This window comes from Nocardioidaceae bacterium SCSIO 66511 (genome assembly GCA_023100825.1).
In the GTDB taxonomy this organism is placed as follows: domain Bacteria; phylum Actinomycetota; class Actinomycetes; order Propionibacteriales; family Nocardioidaceae; genus Solicola.
On sequence record CP095846.1, the window covers coordinates 63,976 to 85,752 of the forward strand.

At 66.8% G+C, this 21,777-nt stretch carries 23 protein-coding genes; 10 read left to right on the forward strand and 13 right to left on the reverse strand.

Annotated features, from left to right (window positions below; genetic code table 11):
• Position 1 precedes the first annotated feature (1 nt).
• The 4 genes from MU582_00290 to MU582_00305 all read left to right on the forward strand — a co-directional run bounded on the left by MU582_00290 (position 2) and on the right by MU582_00305 (position 4,285).
• Positions 2-523: a MarR family transcriptional regulator gene (locus MU582_00290; protein ID UPK75107.1), complete on the forward strand. Its 522-nt coding sequence runs from the start codon at positions 2-4 to the stop codon at positions 521-523.
• A 31-nt stretch (positions 524-554) separates the two neighbouring features.
• Positions 555-2,270 (forward strand): alpha/beta hydrolase, encoded by a 1,716-nt coding sequence (locus MU582_00295; protein UPK75108.1) that lies wholly within the window; start codon positions 555-557, stop codon positions 2,268-2,270.
• A gap of 83 nt (positions 2,271-2,353) precedes the next feature.
• A complete protein-coding gene (locus MU582_00300; protein ID UPK75109.1) occupies positions 2,354-3,751 on the forward strand; it encodes a hypothetical protein in 1,398 nt (465 codons plus the stop codon).
• Positions 3,752-3,835: 84 nt separating this feature from the next.
• Positions 3,836-4,285 (forward strand): hypothetical protein, encoded by a 450-nt coding sequence (locus MU582_00305; GenBank protein UPK75110.1) that lies wholly within the window; start codon positions 3,836-3,838, stop codon positions 4,283-4,285.
• Between the two features lie 29 nt (positions 4,286-4,314).
• On the opposite strand, the gene MU582_00310 is transcribed toward MU582_00305, so the two are convergent.
• Positions 4,315-4,962 carry a response regulator transcription factor gene (locus MU582_00310; protein ID UPK75111.1) on the reverse strand — a complete coding sequence of 216 codons (648 nt, stop codon included), beginning with the start codon at positions 4,960-4,962 and terminating at the stop codon, positions 4,315-4,317.
• Positions 4,959-5,930, reverse strand: coding sequence for a sensor histidine kinase (locus MU582_00315; GenBank protein ID UPK75112.1), 972 nt, complete (start codon positions 5,928-5,930; stop codon positions 4,959-4,961). Before MU582_00315 ends, MU582_00310 begins: the two co-directional genes overlap by 4 nt.
• Before the next feature lie 195 nt (positions 5,931-6,125).
• On the opposite strand from MU582_00315, the gene MU582_00320 reads away from it, so the two are divergent.
• On the forward strand, positions 6,126-6,821 hold the full coding sequence (locus MU582_00320) for a class I SAM-dependent methyltransferase (GenBank protein UPK75113.1): 696 nt from the start codon (positions 6,126-6,128) through the stop codon (positions 6,819-6,821).
• A 31-nt stretch (positions 6,822-6,852) separates the two neighbouring features.
• Here the strand turns inward: MU582_00320 and MU582_00325 are convergent, their stop codons facing one another.
• The 4 genes from MU582_00325 to MU582_00340 all read right to left on the reverse strand — a co-directional run bounded on the left by MU582_00325 (position 6,853) and on the right by MU582_00340 (position 9,415).
• Positions 6,853-7,437, reverse strand: coding sequence for a DivIVA domain-containing protein (locus MU582_00325; protein ID UPK75114.1), 585 nt, complete (start codon positions 7,435-7,437; stop codon positions 6,853-6,855).
• Entirely contained in the window at positions 7,434-8,600 is a 1,167-nt protein-coding gene (locus MU582_00330; GenBank protein ID UPK75115.1) for an FAD-binding oxidoreductase, read from the reverse strand. The genes MU582_00325 and MU582_00330 overlap by 4 nt, the downstream gene beginning before the upstream one ends.
• Positions 8,601-8,604: 4 nt before the next feature.
• Positions 8,605-8,994: a group 1 truncated hemoglobin gene (locus MU582_00335; GenBank protein ID UPK75116.1), complete on the reverse strand. Its 390-nt coding sequence runs from the start codon at positions 8,992-8,994 to the stop codon at positions 8,605-8,607.
• A 211-nt stretch (positions 8,995-9,205) separates the two neighbouring features.
• Entirely contained in the window at positions 9,206-9,415 is a 210-nt protein-coding gene (locus MU582_00340; protein ID UPK75117.1) for a hypothetical protein, read from the reverse strand.
• A 92-nt stretch (positions 9,416-9,507) separates the two neighbouring features.
• Between MU582_00340 and MU582_00345 the strand changes: the two genes are divergently transcribed.
• Positions 9,508-10,554: a DNA polymerase IV gene (locus tag MU582_00345; GenBank protein ID UPK75118.1), complete on the forward strand. Its 1,047-nt coding sequence runs from the start codon at positions 9,508-9,510 to the stop codon at positions 10,552-10,554.
• A gap of 11 nt (positions 10,555-10,565) precedes the next feature.
• Here the strand turns inward: MU582_00345 and MU582_00350 are convergent, their stop codons facing one another.
• Positions 10,566-11,291 carry a PaaX domain-containing protein, C- domain protein gene (locus tag MU582_00350; GenBank protein UPK75119.1) on the reverse strand — a complete coding sequence of 242 codons (726 nt, stop codon included), beginning with the start codon at positions 11,289-11,291 and terminating at the stop codon, positions 10,566-10,568.
• Between the two features lie 78 nt (positions 11,292-11,369).
• Here MU582_00350 and MU582_00355 point away from each other — a divergent pair, with 78 nt between their 5' ends.
• Positions 11,370-13,001, forward strand: a complete 1,632-nt coding sequence (locus tag MU582_00355) for an acyl-CoA dehydrogenase family protein (GenBank protein UPK75120.1) — start codon at positions 11,370-11,372, stop codon at positions 12,999-13,001.
• Positions 13,002-13,343: 342 nt separating this feature from the next.
• Here the strand turns inward: MU582_00355 and MU582_00360 are convergent, their stop codons facing one another.
• The 6 genes from MU582_00360 to MU582_00385 all read right to left on the reverse strand — a co-directional run bounded on the left by MU582_00360 (position 13,344) and on the right by MU582_00385 (position 18,814).
• Positions 13,344-14,105: an isocitrate lyase/phosphoenolpyruvate mutase family protein gene (locus MU582_00360; protein ID UPK75121.1), complete on the reverse strand. Its 762-nt coding sequence runs from the start codon at positions 14,103-14,105 to the stop codon at positions 13,344-13,346.
• Positions 14,102-14,677 carry a hypothetical protein gene (locus MU582_00365; protein ID UPK75122.1) on the reverse strand — a complete coding sequence of 192 codons (576 nt, stop codon included), beginning with the start codon at positions 14,675-14,677 and terminating at the stop codon, positions 14,102-14,104. Before MU582_00365 ends, MU582_00360 begins: the two co-directional genes overlap by 4 nt.
• A 74-nt stretch (positions 14,678-14,751) precedes the next feature.
• On the reverse strand, positions 14,752-16,323 hold the full coding sequence (locus MU582_00370; GenBank protein UPK75123.1) for an LLM class flavin-dependent oxidoreductase: 1,572 nt from the start codon (positions 16,321-16,323) through the stop codon (positions 14,752-14,754).
• The gene (locus tag MU582_00375) at positions 16,320-16,679 is read right to left on the reverse strand and encodes a tetratricopeptide repeat protein (GenBank protein ID UPK75124.1); all 360 of its coding nucleotides are present in this window, start codon (positions 16,677-16,679) and stop codon (positions 16,320-16,322) included. Before MU582_00375 ends, MU582_00370 begins: the two co-directional genes overlap by 4 nt.
• Before the next feature lie 219 nt (positions 16,680-16,898).
• Positions 16,899-17,588, reverse strand: a complete 690-nt coding sequence (locus tag MU582_00380; GenBank protein ID UPK75125.1) for a response regulator transcription factor — start codon at positions 17,586-17,588, stop codon at positions 16,899-16,901.
• Entirely contained in the window at positions 17,585-18,814 is a 1,230-nt protein-coding gene (locus MU582_00385; protein ID UPK75126.1) for a histidine kinase, read from the reverse strand. Before MU582_00385 ends, MU582_00380 begins: the two co-directional genes overlap by 4 nt.
• Positions 18,815-18,980: 166 nt before the next feature.
• Between MU582_00385 and MU582_00390 the strand changes: the two genes are divergently transcribed.
• The 3 genes from MU582_00390 (at position 18,981) to MU582_00400 (ending at position 21,776) form a co-directional block, all read left to right on the forward strand.
• A complete protein-coding gene (locus MU582_00390) occupies positions 18,981-19,319 on the forward strand; it encodes a hypothetical protein (protein ID UPK75127.1) in 339 nt (112 codons plus the stop codon).
• Positions 19,320-19,377: 58 nt separating this feature from the next.
• Complete coding sequence (locus tag MU582_00395) at positions 19,378-20,730, forward strand: cytochrome P450 (protein UPK75128.1); 1,353 nt, start codon at positions 19,378-19,380, stop codon at positions 20,728-20,730.
• A 92-nt stretch (positions 20,731-20,822) separates the two neighbouring features.
• Positions 20,823-21,776, forward strand: coding sequence for a cutinase family protein (locus tag MU582_00400; GenBank protein UPK75129.1), 954 nt, complete (start codon positions 20,823-20,825; stop codon positions 21,774-21,776).
• The last annotated feature ends 1 nt before the right edge of the window (position 21,777 follow it).

Consider the following 21,777-nt stretch of genomic DNA (forward strand, 5'->3'; position numbering starts at 1 on the left):
GATGACGACAGCCGACTCGGTCGACGAGCACGTAGCCGCATGGGCCGAGGAGCTGGACTGGCTCGACCCGGTGCACGAGGCGATCGTTGCGCGGATGATGATCCTGACCAAGCATCTGCAGAACGCCAGGGCGCGCGCGTTCGCGGCCGAACAGCTCTCGCTCGCATCCTTCAAGGTGCTGCTCGCATTGCGGCGACTCGGCGAGCCGTACTGCACCAGCCCGTCCCGGCTGGCCGATCTGTTGACCCTGAGTCGAGGAGCGCTTTCCGCCCGGCTGGCGCCGCTCGAGGACGACGGGTTGATCGCGCGCTCGGTGGAGGCGACCGACCGCAGGCGCGTACACGTGCGGTTGACCGATGCAGGCATGACCGCACTTGACGCACACGGATACGCGGAAGGAGCAGCCGAGGCGGAGGTGCTCGATCGACTGGATCGAGACGACCAAAAACGACTGGCCGACCTGCTGCGGGTGCTCGTTATCGGCGTCGAGGGGCCCGTTGACCCCTGGGCGGTCCCAGGTTGACCCGCTCCCCGCGGTCGGTGAGCGTGCAGGTATGCGTACCTCCACCATCGGTCGGCTCGCGGTCGTCGCCCTACCCCTTGTCGGCCTGCTCGCACCCGTCGTCGCTACGAACAGCGTTCACGCGGTCGAGCCGACCACCCAGCAATCACTCACGGACGCGGCCGTGCCGGACATCGACTGGCAGACCTGCGATCTGATCTACCAATGCGCCAAGGTCGAGGTGCCGCTCGACCACGACGACCCCTCCGGCGAGACCACGAAGCTGCCGATCAAGCGGCTGCCGGCGAGCAACCCTGCCGAACGTGTCGGCGCGTTGTTCATGAACTTCGGCGGCCCGGGTGCGACGGCCGCCGACAACATCCAGTTCACTGGCGCGTCGCTGATGTTCGGCAACGATGTACGCGCGAAGTTCGACATCGTCGGCCTCGATCCACGCGGGACCAGCGAACAGACGCTGACCTGTGCACCCGCTCCGGACACCGAGGCGCCTCCCGCTCCGACCACGATGGCACCCGAGACGCCGGAAGAGATCGCGGCCAAGATCGCCTATGACGACTACGTCCGCGACAGCTGCGACAAGACGGCCCCGCCGATCATCGATCACATGAGCACGGCCGACGTCGCGCGCGATATGGACCTCGTCCGGCAGGCGCTCGGTGACGAAAAGCTCTCCTACTACGGCCTTTCGTACGGCAGCGTCCTCGGTGAGACGTACGCATCGATGTTCCCCGACCGGGTAGGGGCGATGGTCATCGACGGCGTCATCGACCCCGTCACTTACGCCAACGACGACGGGAGCGGTGAGCCGTACACGTCCCGATGGGGGATGGCGCCCGGCATCGAGGAAGCCCTGAGCTCCGCCTTCGCACGATGCGACAAGGTCGGCATTCTGCGCTGCCCCCTCGCGGGTAACGCCTGGAAGCGGTGGCATCGGGTGGTCGACTCGCTCGACAAGCAGCCTCTCGCCCTGCCGGGCCTCACGATCGACGGCGAGTACTTCAAGTACGGATTGACGGTCAACGCCCTCCAGATGCATCGAATCGGTGGCGTCCCGCTGCCGACGATCGAACTGCTCGCAGGTGCGACGAAGATCATCGATGTGCTGAGGTTCGGCCTGAGCCAGCCGGCAGCACGCAGCTCTGACAGCACGTTGCGGCTACCCGGGGTCGGGCGGGTAGACCTCGGGGCACAGAACTCGGTGCTGCTCGATCGCCTCGGCGAGATCGTACGCAAGATCATGGACCAGGCGGAGAAGTACGGCTTCCCGCCACTCTCCTCGAGTGGTGTCGCCGCCGATCAAGGTCCGGACGAGCCCGTGCTCAGCGGTGCGCAGTTCGGCGTGAGCTGTAGCGACACGGAGAACCCGACCGACCCGAATGCGTGGGTCACCGCCGCGGAGAACTCGAAAGCCGACGCACCCAACTTCGGGCCAGGCGTCGTCTGGAGCTCGTCCGTCTGCGCCAACTGGCCGGGGTCGTCGGAGAGTGCCTACCGCGGCCCGTTCGACACGGACACGTCGATGCTGATGATCGGCAACACCCACGACAACGCGACACCGATGGCCGGGGCGAAACTGGCGCACCAGCGCTTCCCCGGATCGAGCCTGATCACCCTCAACAGCTGGGGTCACACGGCGATCGGCAAGAGCTTCAACTGCATTCAGCCGAAGGTCGACTCGTACCTGTTGACGGAGAAGTTGCCGGCCGACGGCACGGTCTGCCAGCCGGATGCCCAACTGTTCGGATAGCGCAGATCGCGCAGGGTGCGCTCGGCTGTGAGCGTTCTGTAAGCGGTCGCCTCTAGGAAGAGGCGACCGCTTATGGAGGCTCCATGCCAGATCTGTTTCCGCTCTACCCCGCCTCATCGGCGGCGGTACGCGCCGCCGCGCGCTCGGGTCACGGCGCGGCCGAGGCGTTCGGCCGGGTCAGCGAGAGTGTCGAAGCACGCCATCGGGCCGCTGCCGCGGAGGCGACGGACGATCTGCGGGCGACCCTGGACGGTCCCAGTTACGGTCCGCTGACGACTGACGCCAACGCCCTGCAGCGTGGCGCAATCTGGGCGGCGTCCCAGGTCGAGGTGTTTGCGGACGCGATCGACATCTACAACGAGAGCAGCAAGGCACCGCGATCGATCCGCAAGCTGAATGCCGCGTACGCCGAGGCGACGGGTACGAAGCCGGAGGATCCGGCACTCAAGGGTCAGCTCACGATGGAGAAGGAGCAGCTCGATCGTGCGCTCGACCAGGCTGCCGAACAGGTTGCGGCGAAGCTCAGTCGCCCGCCGACGGATGCGGAGGTACGCGAGCTCTGGCGAGCGGGCAACCTCCCGATGGCGGCGATCGCGGCCTGGCCGGGTCTGAACCTGCGCTTGACGGACCTGCCGTTCGAGATACGCGACACCGCCGTCACTGCAGAAGGGTTGCGCTACCTCACCGACCAGCACCTCGTCGATGCGCTCCTGAACCCGAATCTCAATCCCGAGGTACGGCAGCTGATCCTGGAGAACAGGCCGACGGCGGTCGAACTGCTCGCACAACAGTGGCAGCTGACGCCGGAGACGAAGGCCAGGCTGGATTTCCTCTGCGTTCCGAACTCCGATGGGCAGATCGTCGGTCCCGACGGGCGGCTCTACTACGTGCAACGGCCCGGCCCAGGCCCCGCGTACGACGGTCCGGTGATCGGTGCCCCGAACGATTTCATCGGTGACGACGGTCCCGGATCCACCTGGCGCACGTTGATCTCTCGCGATGGAGCGATCGCGTACGGCGACCCGATGGACCTCGCCACGACGATGGCCTTCGTACTCGCCGGTGATATCGGCAAGCCGTCGGGCAAATGGCAGTCGATCGGCGACCAGCAGGGTGCGTACGTCACGATGGAGGACGGATCGGTTCGGCTGAACGACGGCACCCAGGCGCCCAACGACCAGGCGCCGCCGCCGGGCGGCCCGGTGCCCGAGGGGATGAAACCGCCCAACCCGTACAACGGCGGTGATATCGCCAACGGTGGCCTCGGGCTGCTGATCGACGGAGCCGAGGGCCTGAACAACGCCCAACAGGCAGAGTTCAACCGCCACTACGCAACCGAGGTCACCTTCCAAGAGGACGCTGACGGAAACCGGCGCGCTGTGATCAACCTCTATCAGGTGCAGGCCGACGGAGAGAAGGTCCGGATCGACCACTCTTACGCCGACATCGGACCGGGCGGCACGATCGTCCCGGCGCCCTGAGCCGACTCCGATCCTCCTCGCGGGGGAGCGTGATTCGCGCTCTGTAGTGATCCGGATTCTGCCCGGAGTCGACAGATTGGGGGCATGATTCGACGACTAGAGACTCACGGCCTGCTCGTTGCGATCTGGAGCTTCGCGTTCGCTTGCGTACACATCGCCTGGGCGGCGGGATGGCGCGGCGGTCTGCCCGACTCGTTCGCACCGATCGGAGAGCGGCCGTGGTTCCTCGCCTACGACATCCTGGCCGGCGTCCTCATGTACGGGGCTGCGATCGGCGCGATCCTGCTGGCATTCGGCCGCGGTACGCCGTTGCTACACAAGGTCGCCTTCGTGTCATCGCTGCTCGCTCTCGGCCGCGGTGTCCCGGCGTTGGTCTTCGACGTGTTGGGGGGCGACTTCGGCGTCGTCAGCTTCGGCGCCGATGTCTGGTTCACGGTCGCCGGCCTCGCGGGATTCACGCTGGTCAAACGGATCAAGCGCGAGCAGGTCGCGTCTCGGATCGAATCCCGCGAGGCTCAGTACGCAGGGCACTAGGACGTCGGATACCTGGTCGTTCTACTGGCTCAGGGTTCGATCAGGCCGGCGCGGATCGCGTACCGGGTGAGTTCGGTACGATCGCGCATCCCAAGCTTGGACAAGATGTTGGCGCGATGACGCTCAACGGTCTTGTAGCTGATGACGAGCGTGGCGGCGATCTCCTTCGACGAGTACCCCTCGGCGATCAGCTTCACCACTTGGTCTTCGCGTTCGGTCAGCACCGCGCGCGGTACGCGTTCGCCACGACGCATCCGCGCCATGAAATCGCTCACCAGCGTGCCGGCGACGCCCGGGTACAGGAACGACTCGCCGCGGATGGCGGCGCGGCATGCGGTGATGAGGTCTTCATCGGCCGCAGATTTGAGTACGTACCCGCACGCGCCGTCCTGGAGCGCGGAGAAGAAGTACTGCTCGTTGTCGTACATCGACAGCATCAGCGTCGGAATATCGGGAAACCGTCGGCTGATCTCGCGGGCGGCCTGCAGACCGGTCATCCGCGGCATGGAGATGTCGAGGATCGCGAGGTCGGGTTCGGTCGTGCGCGCGAGCTCGACCGCCTCAGCCCCGTCGGCCGCTTCGGCCACGACGCTGAGGTCGGGCTCGGCGTCGAGGATTCGGCGCACGCCGGCACGGACGAGCGAGTGATCGTCGGCGAGCAGGATTCGTGCGGTCATACGTACTCTCCCGGCACCGGAACCTCGAGCCGGACCTCGGTGCCGCCCTCGGGTCGGGTACGTACGTCGAGTTGGCCGGCGACCATGCTTGCGCGTTCGTACATGCCCTGGATTCCGGCACCCATCGCCGACTCATCGCGGCCGGCGCCGTCATCGGCGATCTCGAGTACGAGGGTCGACTCGCGAAGCCGTAGGTCGAAGTCGATGTTCTGTGCGTTGGCGTGCCTCGTCACGTTCGTCAGCGCCTCCTGCGCCACACGGTAGATGACCAGCTCGGTCTGTTGTGGCAGTTCGGGGATGTCTGGCGGAAAGCTGCGGTGAACCGAGATGTCCGTACGAGCGTCGAGGTCGTTCGCCAGACCGGAAAGCGATCTGAGTAGTCCGAGGTCGGCCAGCACGCCGGGCCGGAGCCGCTGGGAGATGCGGCGCACCTCCTCGAGCGTCGTACGAGTGGTGTCGCGGGCCTGCTCCAGCTCGGGTACGACCCGGTCGGGTGCGGCATCGATCGTCTGCTTCAGGGTCAGCAGGACAACGGTGAGGCTTTGCCCGACCTCATCGTGCAGCTCTTGGGCGACGCGCTGCCGCTCGGTCTCCTGTGCGCGCAAGGCGCGGGCGGTACTGACGCCCCGCTCGACCTCCAGGCGCTGGAGCATTGCATTGAATCCGGCGACGAGCGAACGCGCCGGACCCGATCCGTACTCGTCCAGTCGGCGCCCCGGCCGCCGGAGGTCGATGGTCGCCATGACGGCTGTCAACCGGTCAAGCGGACGCAGCATCGAGCGAAGCAGCAGCCCATTGAGTGCGACGCTGACGACGAGGCCGATCGACAGGATCACCCCCTCGGACCACAGTGGCCTGGCCGAGACGGTCATCGGCGACAGCACCAGAACGAGCACGCCGAGTGCGAACACTGCGCCGTTGATCATGCAAACCCGCCAGAACAGCGGTACGGACAACTCCCGACTCATGTGGCAAGCATTGCAAAGCGTTGTGCAGCGGATATGGGTGCTGGCCTCCATGTTCTGCGCGCCGAGCGCGACAGAGGCTTGACGACACGGGCGCGACGCGTGTCCGTTTCCCGTCGCCGGGTGGTCATGACGTGCTCTCGTCCCCGCTCGATGTGGCGCGGCTACAGAGCAGAACTCAACGCCGACGGAGGACTAGTGATCGAGATAGAGCAGCGCAGCGAGTCCGGCGATCGCCGCGACCCCGACTACACACGCGCGTTCAGCGCCGGCGAGATCCGGGCACAAGAGCACCGCGCGTACGTCGGCGGCAGATGGGAGGAGATCGGCAAGCTACAGCTCGACTTCCTCGTCTCGCAAGGTCTCAAACCCGGTCTGCGGTTGCTCGACGTCGGCTGCGGCAGCCTGCGCGGTGGCGTCAAGTTCGCGAACTATCTCGATCCCGGCAATTACTACGGGATCGACCTCAACCCGCACGCGATCGTCGCCGGGTACGATCACGAGCTGGACGACGAGGGTCGCGAGCGACTGCCGGTCGCGAATCTACGCGGTACGGATCGTTTCGACGGTGACTTCGGGGTGTCGTTCGACATGGCGATCGCGCATTCGGTCTTCACCCATCTCTCGTTGAACAACATCCGGCTGTGCATGTATCGCGTCTCGAAGGTGATGAAGCCGGGTGCCACGTTCTACGCGACGTTTTTCGAGCGCCCGCCCGGGTTCCCCCTCGACGGGCACACCCGCGCTCAGTTCACCGAACGCAACGCGTTCTGGTATTACCGCCGTGACCTCCGCTGGGCGTCCAGGCAGGGCCGCTGGAGCTTCCGCCATATCGGCAACTGGGGCCATCCGGGCGGCCAGCGGATGATCGAGCTCACCCGGCTCGAGGACTGACCGGCCGACCCGATCGGTCAGTCCGATCGGGTCAGGCCGACCTGTCCGGCAGGCTTCGACGCGGCTCGGGCAACGAAGCCCGCTGCGTCTCGCTGCGATCCGACAGGCGCGGAACCTCGCCGAGCGTCTCGACCTGTTCGTTGAGCGCATCGAGCACAGCACGCAACTGGACCTGCGCCACCTTGGCGAACGTACGTACGTACTCGATCTCGGGCACTTGGTGGTCGTAGCCGCCCACCGTACCGTCACCGTCGATCGCATCGTTCTGCCGGACGAGCGATGCGGCGGTCTGCTGCGCTTCTTTGACGATCTCGCGCTGTTGGGTGCGAGCCGACGACATCAGATCGCGGGCATGGGTGACGGCCTCGTCGATCAGGTTGTCCGAGATCTTCTGCGCCTCGCTGAACATCAGGACGGCACGTTCGTTGATCGCGTTGTCGCTGCTCGACTCACGCTCGGCACGAAGTGTGGCGATCTCCTGTTCCTGTTGTTCGATCGTGTCGGCCAGGGCATCGAGGTAGCGCAGGACCTCGTCCTGGTCGAATCCGTTGCGGTGGACGGTGAACCGGGCGTTCCGAATCGTCGCCGCCATCCGACTCGTCTGGGTCTCACTCACGACTGGCCTCCTGCGTCATGCTGGGCGAAGACGGGCTGGTAGCCGCCATCGCCGAAGTGTTCGTGGCGGATGTCGGCCGAAGGGACGCCACCCACCGTGGTGAGCTGGGTAACCGTGTGCTCGACCATCGCCGGTGAGCCACACACGTAAGCCGTGCCGCCGCTCCACGAGCCGTGCCCGGCGGCGACCGCGCCGACGGGGCCGCGCAGACCCTGCCAGCTGGGATCGTCGGAGACGGCGGCGTGATAGTCGAACCAGGGACGGTCGTTGAGGGCAGTGAGGGCTTCGTCGGCGTACAGGTTCCACGGCATTCGCGCGCCGTGGAACAGATCGACCTTCGGCCCGTCGCCGTTCTGCTGCCAATGCTCGTCGATTTGATCGACGACTGCGCGCAGTGGCGCCAGGCCGGTGCCGCCGGCCACCATCAGTACTCGTTCAGGCGGTTTGTCGAGGGTCAGCGCCTCGCCGACGGGAGCACCGAGCTTGACGGTGTCTCCCTTCCGCAACGTACGCACCATCGCGGTGCTGACCTGGCCTCCGTCGACGACCTGTACGTGCAACTCGATGACGCCGTCGTCGCGGGGCGCATTCGCCGGACTGTAGTAGCGCCACAAGCGCGGACGTTGCGGTACCTCGACGGCCATGGACTGGCCGGGGCGGTACGGCAGCGGCTGGTCCGGGCGTACGTGGATCGCAGTGACGTCGACGCTGCGTCGCTCGGTCGCGATCACCTCGGCGTTCCACCAGGACGGCGTCGTCTCGGCCGACTTCTCCGCGCCGTCGATCATCACCTTGGCGATGACGCCGTACGCGGCGGTCCAGTCGGCGGCCAGTTCGTCGGTCCATCGCGGTCCGAGGAAATGCCCGAGAGTGGCGAGCAGCGAAGCGCCGACAGCGTCGTAGTGCTCCGGTTCGACGGCGAAGCGTCGATGGTCCGAGCCGAGCGAGTTGATGAACGGCATCACCTCGTCGAGCTCGTCGACGTGGGTCACGATGTTGGCGAGTGCGCCGACCAGCTTGTCGCGCTGCTGCGACATCGAGACCGGGAACATCGAGCGGAGCTCGGGGTGGGACAGGAACAGATGCGAGTAGAAGAACAGGGGGACGTCGTCTCCGGACTTGGTGACGATGGCCCACGAGTCCTTGAGTGCTGCGGTATCCATGCGATCAGGACGCAGTGACGATGTCCGCCCGGGCTGCGCCGAGTGAACCGCCGAGTCGGTCGATCACGTCCGACGGGACACCGGCCTCGGTCAGCGCCGTGACCAGGTGGGTGACGACTCGATCGAAGTCTGCAGCGCCGATGTCCATGCCCGCGTGGGCTGTGCGCAGATCGCGGCCGTCGTACTCGGCCGGACCGCCCAGCAAGTGTGAGACAAGCATCACCTGGTGTCGCTTCAGATGCTCCATGCGGGTTTCGGCGAAGTAGTCGACCAAACTCGGGTCAGCGAGAATCAGGTCGTAGAAGCGGTCCACGACCGCACTCACTGCGCGTCCGCCGCCGATCCGTTCGTAGTCGCTCGGCTCGGAATTTGGGCGCACTGCATCATCAGACATCTACGGCTCCCTCGGTACTTGTCGTCGAAGTCTGCGGGAACGCTACTGTCTGAATCGCGTTATGTACAGAGGGTTTGAGGTCGATACCAACGCGCAAGATGTTGTAACACGTCACTGATTTTGCAACGCCGCCACGTTTGTAAACCGTGCTGGCGCGACAACATTGGCCGAAGCGTTCACGGCATTTCAGGTCATGAACGCCCGATACCGGCTAGTAGCCGCGACCGGGGAGTCCGGGCGGCGCCGAGGAGGTGCCCGTCCAGCTCGGACCCGGGTTCGGCGTCGGGTGCGGCGCATTCGGCTGCGACGACTGCCCGGCCAAAACGCTGCGTCGGATGCCTTCGTCTGCTTCACGCAGCAACTGCTCATAGATCGGCTCGGCGGTCGTGTGTGATCCCCAGCCCGTGTTCGTTCCAGTCATATCCCACTTGCTCCCTCGCGCGATGCTCTCGAACCGCCCACCAACCGTACGGGATCCGGGCGGATGTCGGTGGACGGCGGCAGGATGTAGCCATGGCGCGTTGGGTGCTCCACGTCGACATGGACCAGTTCCTCGCGGCCGTCGAGCTCCTCCGTCGGCCCGAGCTCATCGGCCTGCCCGTTGTCGTCGGCGGTCGAGGCGACCCATCCGAACGAGCAGTCGTATCGACGGCGTCGTACGAGGCACGAGAGTTCGGCATCCGCTCGGGCATGCCCTTGAAGACCGCCGTTCGCAAATGCCCGGAGGCGGTCTTACTGCCGGTCGACTTTCCGGAGTACGACGCTGCGTCGGCGACGGTGATGGAGGCCCTTCGTACGTATCCGGGCACCGTCGTCGAGGTGCTCGGCTGGGATGAAGCGTTCGTCGGCATCGCGGCCGACGACCCCGTCGATGCCGCCCGAGGGCTGCAGGCGGCGGTGCTCGAAGCTTCCAAGCTGCATTGCTCCGTCGGCATCGGCGACACGCTCGTCCGAGCCAAGATCGCCACCGAGTTCGGGAAGCCGCGCGGGGTGTTCATGCTGACCAAGGAGAACTGGATGGAGGTCATGGGGAAGCGGCCGACGCAGGCGCTGTGGGGAGTCGGTAAGCGGATCGCGCAGCGTCTTGGCGGACTGGAGATCCACACCGTAAGCGACCTCGCGTACGCGGCCGAGCCGGAGCTGGTGGCCGAGTTCGGACCGAACACCGGGCCGTACCTGCGCAACTTGGGTCGCGGTCTGAGCCGGGCGACCGTCGATGACACCCCGTGGGTAGCCCGTGCACATGGGCACGAGACGACCTACCAGCAGAACCTCACGGGCGTCGAGGAGATCGCCGGCGCCGTACGGGCGCTGGCCGAGCAGGTCGTGGTCGACATCCGCGCCGAGGAGCGCCCTTGTATGCGCGTCCACCTGAAGGTGCGCTTCGCGCCGTTCTTCACCTTCACCCGCGTACGAAAACTGCAGGAGCCCACGTACGACCCGGAGGTGATCGCGCAGACTGCGCTCGACCTGCTTGCCGGGCTGGACGACGATCGGCCGATTCGGCTGCTCGGTGTACGCGCCGAGATGGTGCCGCCGGAGGGCGGTTACGACCGATGACCCGTCGTCGGCTAACCGAGCGCGAGCCCGCGTAGTTCGGCTTCATACGCGGCGTACGCACCGCGGAGCTCCGCGGCCGGCCAATCGACGGGCAGCAGCGGCGCCGGGAGCAACGGGTCGGTCGCGAGGTGTCGAACGAGCTGGGCCGCGACCGCGAGTCGTGCCGCGGGCTCCGTTGTGGCCTCCAGCCGAGCGCGTAGCCGCCGGCCGCCTCCGCTCCAGGCGCCCAGATCCCACAGCGATGCCGCAAGATCGACGGAGTCGCCGTCCGGCACCGCACGAAACGTCGTGAGCACCCGGTTCGCCGCGTACTCCGAGGGTCGGCGGAGGTTGGCCGGCCGAGTCCAGACACCTTCGCGGAGCTCCGCGAGCCGGTGCGCGCGCATGGTGTCGCGCAGTGCCGCGCGCTGCGAGCCAGTGCGGCCGGTGACGGAGACGACGGCGAGCTCCCAGTCGCCGTCCCATTCGGTCTCCGCGTCGTCGATCGCCTCCGTCTGATAGCGCTGACGCTCGACAAGTGGGTCGCCGAGCACGTACTCGGCGTGACTGCGCTCGACCTCGCCCGCGGCGACGGCGCGGCTGAGTGCGGCGCGGATCGTCGATGCGGAGATCCCGAAGTAGTTGCCGGCGCGGGTCATCGCCGACGGGCTGATCGGCTCGGGATGGGCGCCGAGTAGCAGGCTGAGCACGACGGAGCGTGCCGGGAGCGGGGTGGGTCGGTGCTGGTCGGCTGCCACAGACGCAGCATCGCACGCTACAGGTTCGGGTACAACCGTGGCACAATATGTAACACTTCGTCGATCGAGAGGTGCCTCATGTCCGCAACGCACGACGTGCTCAACCAGGCGCCGCCCCTCGTCGGGCATGACACGAGTGCGGACGCTGCCCTCCGTGAAGGCGTCGAGCGTGAGGGCGCCGGCTGGGCGATGCAGGAGCTCGAGGAGCTCGGCCGTCTCGCCGGCAGCTCGGAGGTACAGGAGTGGGGCCGCCTCGCTGAGCGCTATCCGCCGCGGCTTGTGACCCACGACCGTTACGGCCACCGCATCGACGAAGTGGAGTACGTTCCGGCGTACCACCGCCTGATGGAAACCGCAGTCTCCCACGGGCTGCATGGCGCGGCCTGGGCCGACGACCGACCAGGCGCACATGTCGCCCGGGCGGCGAAGCTGATGGCATGGTCGGCCGACGCCGGCCACGCGTGTCCGGTCTCGATGACGTACTCGATCGTTCCTGCGCTCCGAGCGGCGCCCGACCTCGCGGCCGTGTACGAACGCCTGTTGACGAATCGTTACTACGACTACGGCCTACGCGAGCCGACCACCAAGCGCGGACTCATCGCCGGCATGTCGATGACCGAGAAGCAGGGCGGATCAGACGTACGTGCCAACACCACGCGCGCGGAGCCGCAGCCCGACGGGTCGTACCGACTCACCGGGCACAAGTGGTTCACGTCGGCGCCGATGTCCGATCTGTTCCTGACGCTCGCGCAGGCTCCGGAGGGCCTGTCGTGTTTCCTGGTGCCGCGGGTGTTGCCTGGTGGACAACGCAACGCGATCGCTCTGATGCGTCTCAAGGACAAGCTCGGCAACCGCTCCAATGCGTCGGCCGAGATCGAGTACGACGGGGCGTACGGCTGGCGGGTCGGTGATGAAGGCCGAGGCGTACGCACCATCGTCGAGATGGTCAACATGACAAGACTCGACTGCGTCGTCGCGACGTCGACCGGGATGCGTACATCGCTGGTGATGGCGGCGCACCATGCGCGGCACCGCGCTGCGTTCGGCAAGTCACTCATCGACCAACCCCTGATGCGCAACGTACTCGCCGATCTGGCGATCGAGTCCGAGGCCGCGACGTCGGCGATGCTCCGCCTCGCCGGTGCCAACGACCGGGCGGTCCGCGGGGACGAGTCGGAGGGTGCGTTGCGCCGGCTCGCACTGGCGGCGACGAAGTACTACGTGTGCAAGCGCGGGCCGATCCATGCTGCCGAGGCACTGGAGTGCCTGGGCGGCAATGGCTACGTTGAGGAGTCGGATCTTCCGCGGATCTACCGGGAGCTGCCGTTGTTGTCGATCTGGGAGGGGTCGGGCAACGTCGCGGCGTTGGACGCTCTGCGGGCGATGGCGCGCGAACCCCAGACCCTCGAGGCGTACTTCGCCGAGGTGGAGCAGGCCGCAGGTGCCGATGCGCGATTCGACGACGCCCTTGCACGGTTGAAGAAGGACCTCGGCTCGCTCGACGACATCGAGCTGCGCGCGCGACGGGTCGTCGAGCAGATCGCGCTGGTGTTCCAGGGCTCGCTGCTCGTGCGGCACGCGCCGAGCGCGGTCGCCGACGCATTCTGCGCTAGTCGGCTCGACCGTGACTGGGGCGGCGCGCTCGGCACCCTGCCCGCCGGACTCGACCTCGGCCCGGTGCTGGAGCGTACGTACGTCGAGGTGCCGTGATCGCGGCGCACGTCGGGAGGTGACGCGCTCTCGTGGTTCCTACGGTGCGGCTACCCCGCCTGCCCACCTCGGTTCGCGCTCGGCTTTCCCGCTACGTCTGGCTGGGCAGACGCGGCGACGCGCGGAGGCGCCATTTCGGTTCGGTTGCTTGGCGGCTTTCGCGGCACTTTGAGATGGGATCGGGGTAACGTTCGGATTCGGCGTCACATACGTACCGATGGCCACGTACGAACCAATCGGCGTGGCAAGGTGCCACTTTGCACGGTGTAGCTGCCGTGCAAAGTGGAGTTTCACCATGTCTACTTGGTAAACGACCACCACCGACTCCGCAAGAACCGACCGCTACGGGGCATACGAGCGAGTGAGTCGCTGGACCTCCGCGTACGCAATCGCCTCCGGACTCGTTCCGGCGCGTACGCAGTCGACTGCGGTAACCGCGGCTGCGAGGGCAGCCCGGTACGGGAGTGATCCCGAGCTGACCCGACGAACGCCGAGCTCGGAGAGCTCGGCAACGCTGAGGCCCGGTTGGGGCAGGACGTTCAGGGGTACGTCGAACCCGGATGCGAGCGCGACGATCGTCTCTGGATCGAATGCGCCGGGTACGAAGACTCCGTCTGCACCGGCCCCGACATAGTGTCGCGCGCGTTCGAGGGTGTGCTCGATGGTCGCGTCCTGACCGAGCCAGAACGTGTCGACCCGCGCGTTCACGAACACGGCGTCGCCGCAGGTCGCTTTGATCTCGGCGATCTTCGATGCGTGGGCCACTGGTTCGATCAGCGTTTCCGAGGTGCTGTCCTCGATGTTGATGCCTGCGACGCCCAACTCGTCGACATACGCGGCGACCCGGGCCGGATCGCCGTCGAATCCGTCTTCAATGTCTGCTGAGACGTGCACGGGCAGAGTACGAAGGGCGCGTACGAGGTCGCGCGTACGCTCTCGGCCGCCGCGCGCTCCGTCGGGGTGGCCGTGACTCGCTGAGACACCGAGGCTGGTCGTACCGACGGCGGGGTGACCGGCATCGACGAACGCGAGCGCCGAGGCGACGTCCCAGGCATTCGGCAACAGCAGCGCCCCGCGACCGTGATGCAGATCGGCGAACGTCATGTCAGCGCCGCCGCTGCCAGTCGGCGGGCGATCGCCTCGCCCGGACATGCATGTGGGCCGCGCCCGAAGTGCGCGTCGGCGAGATCGACCTCGACGACCGTACCGTCTGGTGCGACACGCCGAGTCATCGGAACGGGCGCTCTACCGTCGCCCGCCTCCAGTGCGTCGATGAGTGCGCGCGTACCCGCATGCGCCTGTACGAGAAGGCAGATCGTGGCGGCGACGCGTTCACTGCGTTCGTCGAACTCCGTTACGAAACGCTCGACGGCCTCGTCGGCTTCGGTCGTTGTCGGCTGATGTGGGTGGTACGCGGCGGCGATCGACGCGACCTGGTGTGCGAGCGATCTCGGCAGACCGAGCGAACGCAGCAGGCAGTCCGTCGGATCCTCGCCCGGGTACGGATCGACGTCGAGCCGGTCGAGCTGGTCTTCGACGGCCGCGCGCATGCGGGCATGGTCTGTGCCGTCGGCGAAACGCGCGATATGAGAGCGCAGCCACCCCATCCCGTGGGCGCCCGCCTCCGGCGTCGGCATTCGGTACGCAGGATCGAGAAGAACTGTTGAGCGGAGCATTCTCCGATTGTGGGCGCCCGATGTTTCGTTGCCGGCCGAACCATCGCTGCGGCGAGGCGATGACGGCGCCGGTCTCAGCCGAAGCCGTGGGCCGCGAGCGGGTGCACGAGTTCGCGTTCTTCGTACGCGAGATGCGATAGCAATGTGTCGGTCAACAGGTCCAGTTGGTGTTCGAGCTCGTCGAGCGCCGCCTGGCCCGTCGTGCCGTAGCCCTCGTCGTCGACCAGGCCGACCAGCGCGCGGTCGAGAGCGTCGAGCACGTCGGCGATCACCTCGTGTTCCCGTTCGAGCCGGTCGATCACGGGTACGAGATCGGGTTGTGCGCGACGCAGATGCGGGAAGATTCCGGTGTCCTCGAGCGTGTGATGGCTCGCGACGATCCGGCAGTACGACTCGCAGAACGCCCCCAGGGTCCAGTTGTTCTGGCGGATCGCCATCGTGTTGATGATCGAGCGAGCGGCACCGACTTGCAGGCTTCCCTCGCGTACCTGCGAGAGCACCGAGCGGACGCGTTCGAGCTCTCCGCGCAGCCCGTCGTGCACCTCGATCAGATGTTGCGGAACGGCTTGCTGGGCGGGCGTGTACTTGGCTTCGAGCGGCTTGGCTGCCGTCGGACGCGAACTCTCGTCCCACGGCTGCTTCTCGACGAGCCGTCGGCCGTCGTCGGTGGTCGGCCGCACGGTCAGCGGGGAGGCATCGAGCCCGAAACCCGAAGGCGCCTGACCGGTGAACGACTCGTCGAAGGATGCAGCAGTGGCAGGTGCGGACCGGTGCGCTGCTACGAGCTCGCGTACGGCCGGTGCGACCTGTGTTGCGAACCGCCGGATATCGGTCTCGTCGTCGCTGCCGAGGATCAAGGTGCTCATGCCCTGCTCGAGTACGAGGCCGGCCAACTGCTCGGCCCAGTCGGCGGGCGACCCCTTGAGGAAGTCGGAGCTCGTGCCGAACCGTCCGCTGATGTTGTACATGCGGCGGATCGACTGCGGCGCGCGGCCGGCATTCGCAGCGGCGTCATCGATACGGGCGTTCATCTCCGCCAGCGCCGGCGGGTCGGCGTACCCCATACTCGGTATCCAGGCGTCGGCCAGCTCACCGGTGACGCGAAGCATCCGCGGCTTGTACGCGCCGAGCCAGATCGGGATGTCGTGGGCCGGTTCGGGTCCAGCATGCATTCCGTGGACGCGGTAGTGCTCACCGTCGACGCTCAACGAGCCGCCCTGCCAGAAGCCCCGGATGATCCGGATCGCCTCGATCAGCGCGTCGACCGCCTCCCGCGGCGTACGGCGGACTCCGCCGGCCGCCTCGATCGCGTCCCAGAATGCGCCCGCTCCGAGGCCGAGCTCGACGCGCCCACCGGTCAGCAGGTCGAGCGTTGCCGCCGACTTCGCCAGGACGGCCGGGGGCCGCAATGGAAGGCTCGCGACGTTCGGTGAGATCCGGATCGCGTTCGTACGCGCGCCGATCGCCGACAGCAACGTCCACGTGTCGCCGAAACGTGCTTGGTACGGGTGGTCTTGCATCGTCAGCAGGTCGAGCCCCGACACCTCGGCGAGCGATGCCAACTCCAAGATGTCGTCGACGCGGTCGGAGTTCGGCGTCACGAAGACGCCGAACTCGACCTCGAGACCGTAATCGGTCACTGTCATGCCCCCGTCTTGGCGGTCGCACCATGTGCGCGCAACAGGTCGTCGTCGCCGGTCAGCGCGGCGGCGATCCTACGGTGCTTGGTCGCCTCGTCGGGACGCGACTGCCGCTCGAGCGTACGCGCCAACATGTGGTGCGCGTACGACTCCGTCGGGTCGCGCTCGATGACCTCACGCAGCTGCGCCTCGGCCGGGGCCAACAGCGCCGCGTGGTAGTACGAGCGGGCGAGCAGCATCCGAACGCCGACGTTGTCGGAGTCGTCCGCGATGATCTGGCTGAGCTCGTGGATCGCGGCCCGGTAGTCGCGGGAGTCGTAGTAGCTCTGTGCGAGGTTGTATCGCAACGTGCGGGTGTCCATCGGGCCCTCCTTCGCGGTCCGAATCGAGGCGGCAACTTGACGCCTCAACTATCTTGTGCTCATGTAACCGCGGGCGCCAGCCGGGTATTCCGGCGGTGGTCTGGGTGCCTTCGGCCGTACGACCGCCCATCCGCTGCGGGAAGTTCGGTGCAGATTGCACCACGCGGCATGGTGTCGGTGGTGCAATTCGCGCCGAACTCCGCTGGACAGGTCGCGAACCTAACGACCTACGATCGGCCCGCGGGACTCGTTCGGTATGACGAGCCCGTGGTCGAAGGCGTACACCACTGCCGCGGCCCGGTCGCGGAGCCCGAGTTTGGTGAAGATTCGGCCGATGTGGCTCTTCACAGTGAGCTCGGAGATGTGCAATTTACGCGCGATCTCGCCGTTCGACAGCCCGTGTCCGATGGCCTCGAGCACCTCGCGCTCGCGTACGGTCAGCGCATCCGCCGAGGTGGCAGGCCGCGATGCGGGTGCGGTCCGGTAGGTGCTGAGTACGCGAGCGGTCACCGCCGGATCGAGCCAGGAGGAGCCGCCGGCGACGGTGCGCACAGCACGGATGAGGTCTTCGGCCGGCGAGTCCTTGAGTACGAAACCGGCCGCGCCGGCACGCAAGGCACCCGACAGCATCTCGTCGTCGTCGAACGTCGTGAGCGCAAGCACCGCGGGAGCATCCTCGGCGTCGCGCAGCCGTTGGGTGGCCTCGATGCCGTCGACTCGCTTCATCCGCAGATCCATGACGACGACATCGACTTGCGCGTTGGTGAGCGCGGCCGGGACCTCGTCGCCGTCGGCACATTCGCCGACGATCTCGAACCCGTCTCGTCGCCGCAGGATCCGCCGGATGCCGGAGCGTACGAGCTCCTGATCGTCGACAAGCAACACTCGTACCCGGGCGGGTTCGGTCACGGCAGCATCCTCCGTACGACGCAGTCGGCGCTGTCTTCGGTCGGGGCGGCCCCCTCGGGCGCCGAGGCCGGTACGACGAGGTCCACGATCCAGTGTCCCTCGTCGGGGCCGGTACGACAGTGCCCGCCCAACTGTTCGGCACGCGACGCCATGCCGGTCAGACCCGAGCCATCGCCGGGTTGTTTGTACGAGGCCGGCAGCCGGTTGCGCACCGACATCCGTACCTCGTCGCCGTCAACATCCAGCAGCATTCGTACCTGCGAGGTCGGTGCATGCTTCGCGACGTTCGCGAGCGACTCCTGAGCAACTCGGTAGACACCGAGCCCGACGACGGACGTCAATGCACTAGGCGCTCCGTGCTCCTCGTACGACACGCGTACGCCGGCCGCGCGTACGTCCTCGACCAGATCGCGGATATCGGTCGCGGTTGGCAGCGGACGATTGCCCGTCGACTCCGTCGCGAGCACACCCACGGTTCGCCTGATGTCTGCCATGGCCTCCCGGCCGATGCGTTCGGCGTCCCGGAGCGCGTCGACCGCTTCGTCGACGTCCTCATCCTCGGTGAGTGCCCGGCGCGCACCGGTGACGTGCAAGAGCGTGACGCTGAGGGAGTGCCCGACCAGATCGTGAATCTCCCTTGCGATCCGTTGCCGTTCGGCTAGCGTCGCGCGTTCGCGTTCTCCCGTACGCGCGGCGCGTTCGGCGACCAGAGCACGCATCTGCCAGCGCAGCATCGCGCCGACCATCAGACCGAGGAGAATCTCCAGCACATGCACGATCCGGCCGTCGAAGCCCGCGATCCCGATGAGCGCGATCGACAGCGCGGTCACGAACGAACCGACGCGCCATCCATCGGTCGCGGTGACCTCTGCGGCGAGAAAGGCGAGGATCGGCGGCGCCATGTCGAGCGGAGCAGAGACGCCTCCCGGATCGCCCATCAGCCACGCCACCGAGCCGAGCAGGATGACGGCGATGAACCACCAAGGCGCGAACTTCTGGGTCGCGAACTCGAGGAGGAACGCGCCGACGACGAGCACCAGTGACAACGTGACCGCACGCGGTGGGAACAGCGCCTCGCGTTGCACCAGCGCGAGGATCGCGAGCGTCGTCGTACCGAACGCGCAGATGATCGGGATCCACCACGGATAGGCGAGCCCGCGTCGCGCACCGCCCGCCTCGATGCGCGCGGGGATCCCCTTGATCAACGCGAGGATGCCTCCGTCCATGACGTCAGCCTATGCAGTACGCCCGGAATCGACATCGTTCCCGGGGAGGCCCGCCGATTCCTACCACGGTAGTAAGCCGATTGCGTACCGTCGCCCGATGTGTGCCCCCTCGCCACCGCATTAACGTCGACTCATCGCAACGAAGCGAGATGGGGAGGCGACGGCGATGAGCTGGGACGAGACGCACCGACGCTGGCAAGCGGTCCGCGAGGTGATCGCGCAGATCGATATCGACGCGAGTGGAGAGCTGCCGTGGCGCAGTGAGTACGCCGAGATCTTCGGCGATCGCGATGGACTCGTGCACGCCCTCCGGTATCGATGGAAGCTGATCGTGCAGGCGCAGCTGGATCCGGAACTCTCCGAGGACGTCCTCGCCGAGACATTTCGCGACATCATGGTGCGCAATGCGGGCCTGCTGCGGGTCCTTGACCGTTATACCGAAGGCGTTCCGTACGTCGGAGACGCTGAATCGATGAAGGGATTGGCCGTTGTCGAGGCCGGATAGCGCTACACCGAACGCAATGGCGGAGGCGGGCACCTGCCCGATGGCATCCGGGAGCGCGGTGCGTACTGTCGCGAAGACCGACTGGGGCCCGGAGCGTCGATCACGGGTTCCTGGTCGCGTCTTCGCGACCTGGGCCTGCGCGTTCGGGTTCACCCGCTGGGGTCTGCGGCTCGGTGCGCGGCGGGGTGATCTGCTCGCTCGCATGGTGGTCGATCAGCGGCTTCGTGCCGACCCGTTCGCCGGGTACGACGAGGTACGCGCCGGTGGCCCGGTCTACCTTGGCCGCTACATCGGAGCAACGGCCAAGTACACCGCGGCCAATCACGTCCTGCGTAGCGATGCGTTCGGGGTTGCGGGCGGCACGGGAGGCCTCCCCCGCCCCGTCGAACGACTACTCGACCGGGTCGCCGACCCAGGTGCGCTCGGCCCGCTGTCACCGCCGTCGATGCTCGCGATCGACCCGCCTGAGCACACTCGTAACCGGCGTCGCGTCTCGCGCGTGTTCACACCGCGAGCGGTCGCCCGCCTCGAGTCCAGCGTTCAAGCCGTCGCCGACGATCTGCTCGACCGCATCACGGCATCCGGGGTGAACGGGTTCGATCTGGTGGGGCGATACGCCTCCCAGCTGCCGGTCGCGGTCATCTCCGACATCCTCGGCGTACCGGAGAACATGCGTCAGCGCGTACTCGAGTGGGGTGACCATGCTGCGGTGACACTCGACCCAGATCTGTCCTGGCGTACGTACCGCGACGCCGAGCAGGATCTACGCGCCATGTACGGATGGTTCGACGAACACGTTGCCTACCTACGCGAGCATCCGGGCGAGGATCTGCTCAGCGAGCTCGCTCAGCTCGACGGCGAGGATCGTCTCGACGACGATGAGATGCGCGCGACCGGGTTGCTCGTACTCGGTGCCGGGTTCGAGACGACGGTCAACCTGATCAGCAACGCGGTCGCGACCCTGGACGCACACCCCGATCAGCTGGCGAAGGCGCAGCAGGACGACCTGTGGGGCAACCTCGTCGAGGAAGTGCTGCGCTACGAGTCTCCCGTGCAGTTGACGCTACGAGAGGCGTACCGGGATACCGAAGTCGAAGGCGTACGCGTGCCGAAGGGCCAGGCGCTTCTGGTGATGCTCGCCGGTGCCAACCGCGATCCGGAGATCTTCGCCGACCCGCACCGGTTCGACGTCACTCGCAGCAACGCCGGCGACCACCTGGCGTTCTCCTCGGGCGTGCACTATTGCCTCGGCGCCAGCCTCGCCCGAATGGAAGCGACGGTAGGGCTGCGAACGTTGTACGAGCGCTTCCCCGACCTCCGGTTGGACGGGCGGCCCGTACGCAAACCGACCCGCGTGCTGCGCGGGTTCGAGCGACTTCCGGTGCGATTCGAGCGCAGCCGAACGGCCTGAGTCGGCCCGGGTCCTGTATCGCCGCAGGATGCCAGGAGCCCGAACCCGCCCCTAGCGTGGCGACGTCCTAGTCGAGCGCAGAGGGGAATCCCATGAAGGTACGAGCACTACTGGCCTCCGCAGCAATGGTCGCGGGTGGCTCGATGTTGGCTGTCGGGTCCACTACTGCGCCGGCAAGCGCAGATGCACCGTGCGCGCCGCTGCAGGTCGTCGGCGTTCCAGGCACCGGGTACGAGCTCATCTTCGACGGGCAAGGTATGCCGAACGGCCTCGATCTGCTCAAGCCAGGCGTGTTGATCAAGGATGTGGCCGCCAAGTTGCAGCCTGAGCGCGACGCAGGCAGGGTCACCTACCAGCAGGTCCCCTACCCCGCGGACATCGGCATCACCATGTCGTACCGCAAGTCGGTCCGGGTCGGAACGGCCGCTACGAAGACCTACATCAAGGCAAAGTCGATCCAGTGCCCGGGCAGCCGGTTCGCGCTCATCGGGTACTCGCAGGGTGCGAGGGTCGCCGGAAACGTGCTGCATTCCATCGGCAAGGGCAACGGGCCGATCGCGCCCGATAAGCTCGCGGTCGGCGGCTTGTGGTCCGATCCCGGCCGATCGACGTCCGACCAGCTGATCGGACCGGGAGTACCGGGTGTTGGCATCGACCGGCTACGCAAGGGAGGCTTCGGCGCGGTCAACGGCCGTACCTTCTCGGTCTGCGCTCCCGGCGACATCGTCTGCTCGACGGACGATACGACGCTGCTGCGTCCGCTCGTGCGCAAGTTCGGCAAGTCCGCACTCGCAGACACGTCGATCTTCCAGCAGGCCCTGAAGATGCTCCGCCGCAACGGATTCGACCTACAGAAGTGGTCGCGCGAGTTCGGTGAGCAGGATCCGATGTCGCTGCTGCCGAAGGCGTTCAAGACCGGGTTCGAGATCGACCGGTACGTCCGCGAGGGCAGCCACGGCCATTACCTCGTCGGCAACACCATCAGTGTCGACGGCCAGTCGTCGATCGACTGGGTGACGGATCGCCTGCGCGACGCGGCACGCTGAG

Coding starts and splice junctions, on each gene's coding strand:
- MU582_00390 (UPK75127.1), top strand. CDS start 18,981: ATGAGCTGGGACGAGACGCACCGACGCTGGCAAGCGGTCCGCGAGGTG.
- MU582_00315 (UPK75112.1), bottom strand. CDS start 5,930: ATGAGTCGGGAGTTGTCCGTACCGCTGTTCTGGCGGGTTTGCATGATC.
- MU582_00305 (UPK75110.1), top strand. CDS start 3,836: ATGATTCGACGACTAGAGACTCACGGCCTGCTCGTTGCGATCTGGAGC.
- MU582_00310 (UPK75111.1), bottom strand. CDS start 4,962: ATGACCGCACGAATCCTGCTCGCCGACGATCACTCGCTCGTCCGTGCC.
- MU582_00345 (UPK75118.1), top strand. CDS start 9,508: ATGGCGCGTTGGGTGCTCCACGTCGACATGGACCAGTTCCTCGCGGCC.
- MU582_00375 (UPK75124.1), bottom strand. CDS start 16,679: ATGGACACCCGCACGTTGCGATACAACCTCGCACAGAGCTACTACGAC.
- MU582_00360 (UPK75121.1), bottom strand. CDS start 14,105: ATGACGTTCGCCGATCTGCATCACGGTCGCGGGGCGCTGCTGTTGCCG.
- MU582_00370 (UPK75123.1), bottom strand. CDS start 16,323: ATGACAGTGACCGATTACGGTCTCGAGGTCGAGTTCGGCGTCTTCGTG.
- MU582_00400 (UPK75129.1), top strand. CDS start 20,823: ATGAAGGTACGAGCACTACTGGCCTCCGCAGCAATGGTCGCGGGTGGC.
- MU582_00300 (UPK75109.1), top strand. CDS start 2,354: ATGCCAGATCTGTTTCCGCTCTACCCCGCCTCATCGGCGGCGGTACGC.
- MU582_00355 (UPK75120.1), top strand. CDS start 11,370: ATGTCCGCAACGCACGACGTGCTCAACCAGGCGCCGCCCCTCGTCGGG.
- MU582_00335 (UPK75116.1), bottom strand. CDS start 8,994: ATGTCTGATGATGCAGTGCGCCCAAATTCCGAGCCGAGCGACTACGAA.
- MU582_00340 (UPK75117.1), bottom strand. CDS start 9,415: ATGACTGGAACGAACACGGGCTGGGGATCACACACGACCGCCGAGCCG.
- MU582_00295 (UPK75108.1), top strand. CDS start 555: ATGCGTACCTCCACCATCGGTCGGCTCGCGGTCGTCGCCCTACCCCTT.
- MU582_00290 (UPK75107.1), top strand. CDS start 2: ATGACGACAGCCGACTCGGTCGACGAGCACGTAGCCGCATGGGCCGAG.
- MU582_00330 (UPK75115.1), bottom strand. CDS start 8,600: ATGGATACCGCAGCACTCAAGGACTCGTGGGCCATCGTCACCAAGTCC.
- MU582_00365 (UPK75122.1), bottom strand. CDS start 14,677: ATGCTCCGCTCAACAGTTCTTCTCGATCCTGCGTACCGAATGCCGACG.
- MU582_00385 (UPK75126.1), bottom strand. CDS start 18,814: ATGGACGGAGGCATCCTCGCGTTGATCAAGGGGATCCCCGCGCGCATC.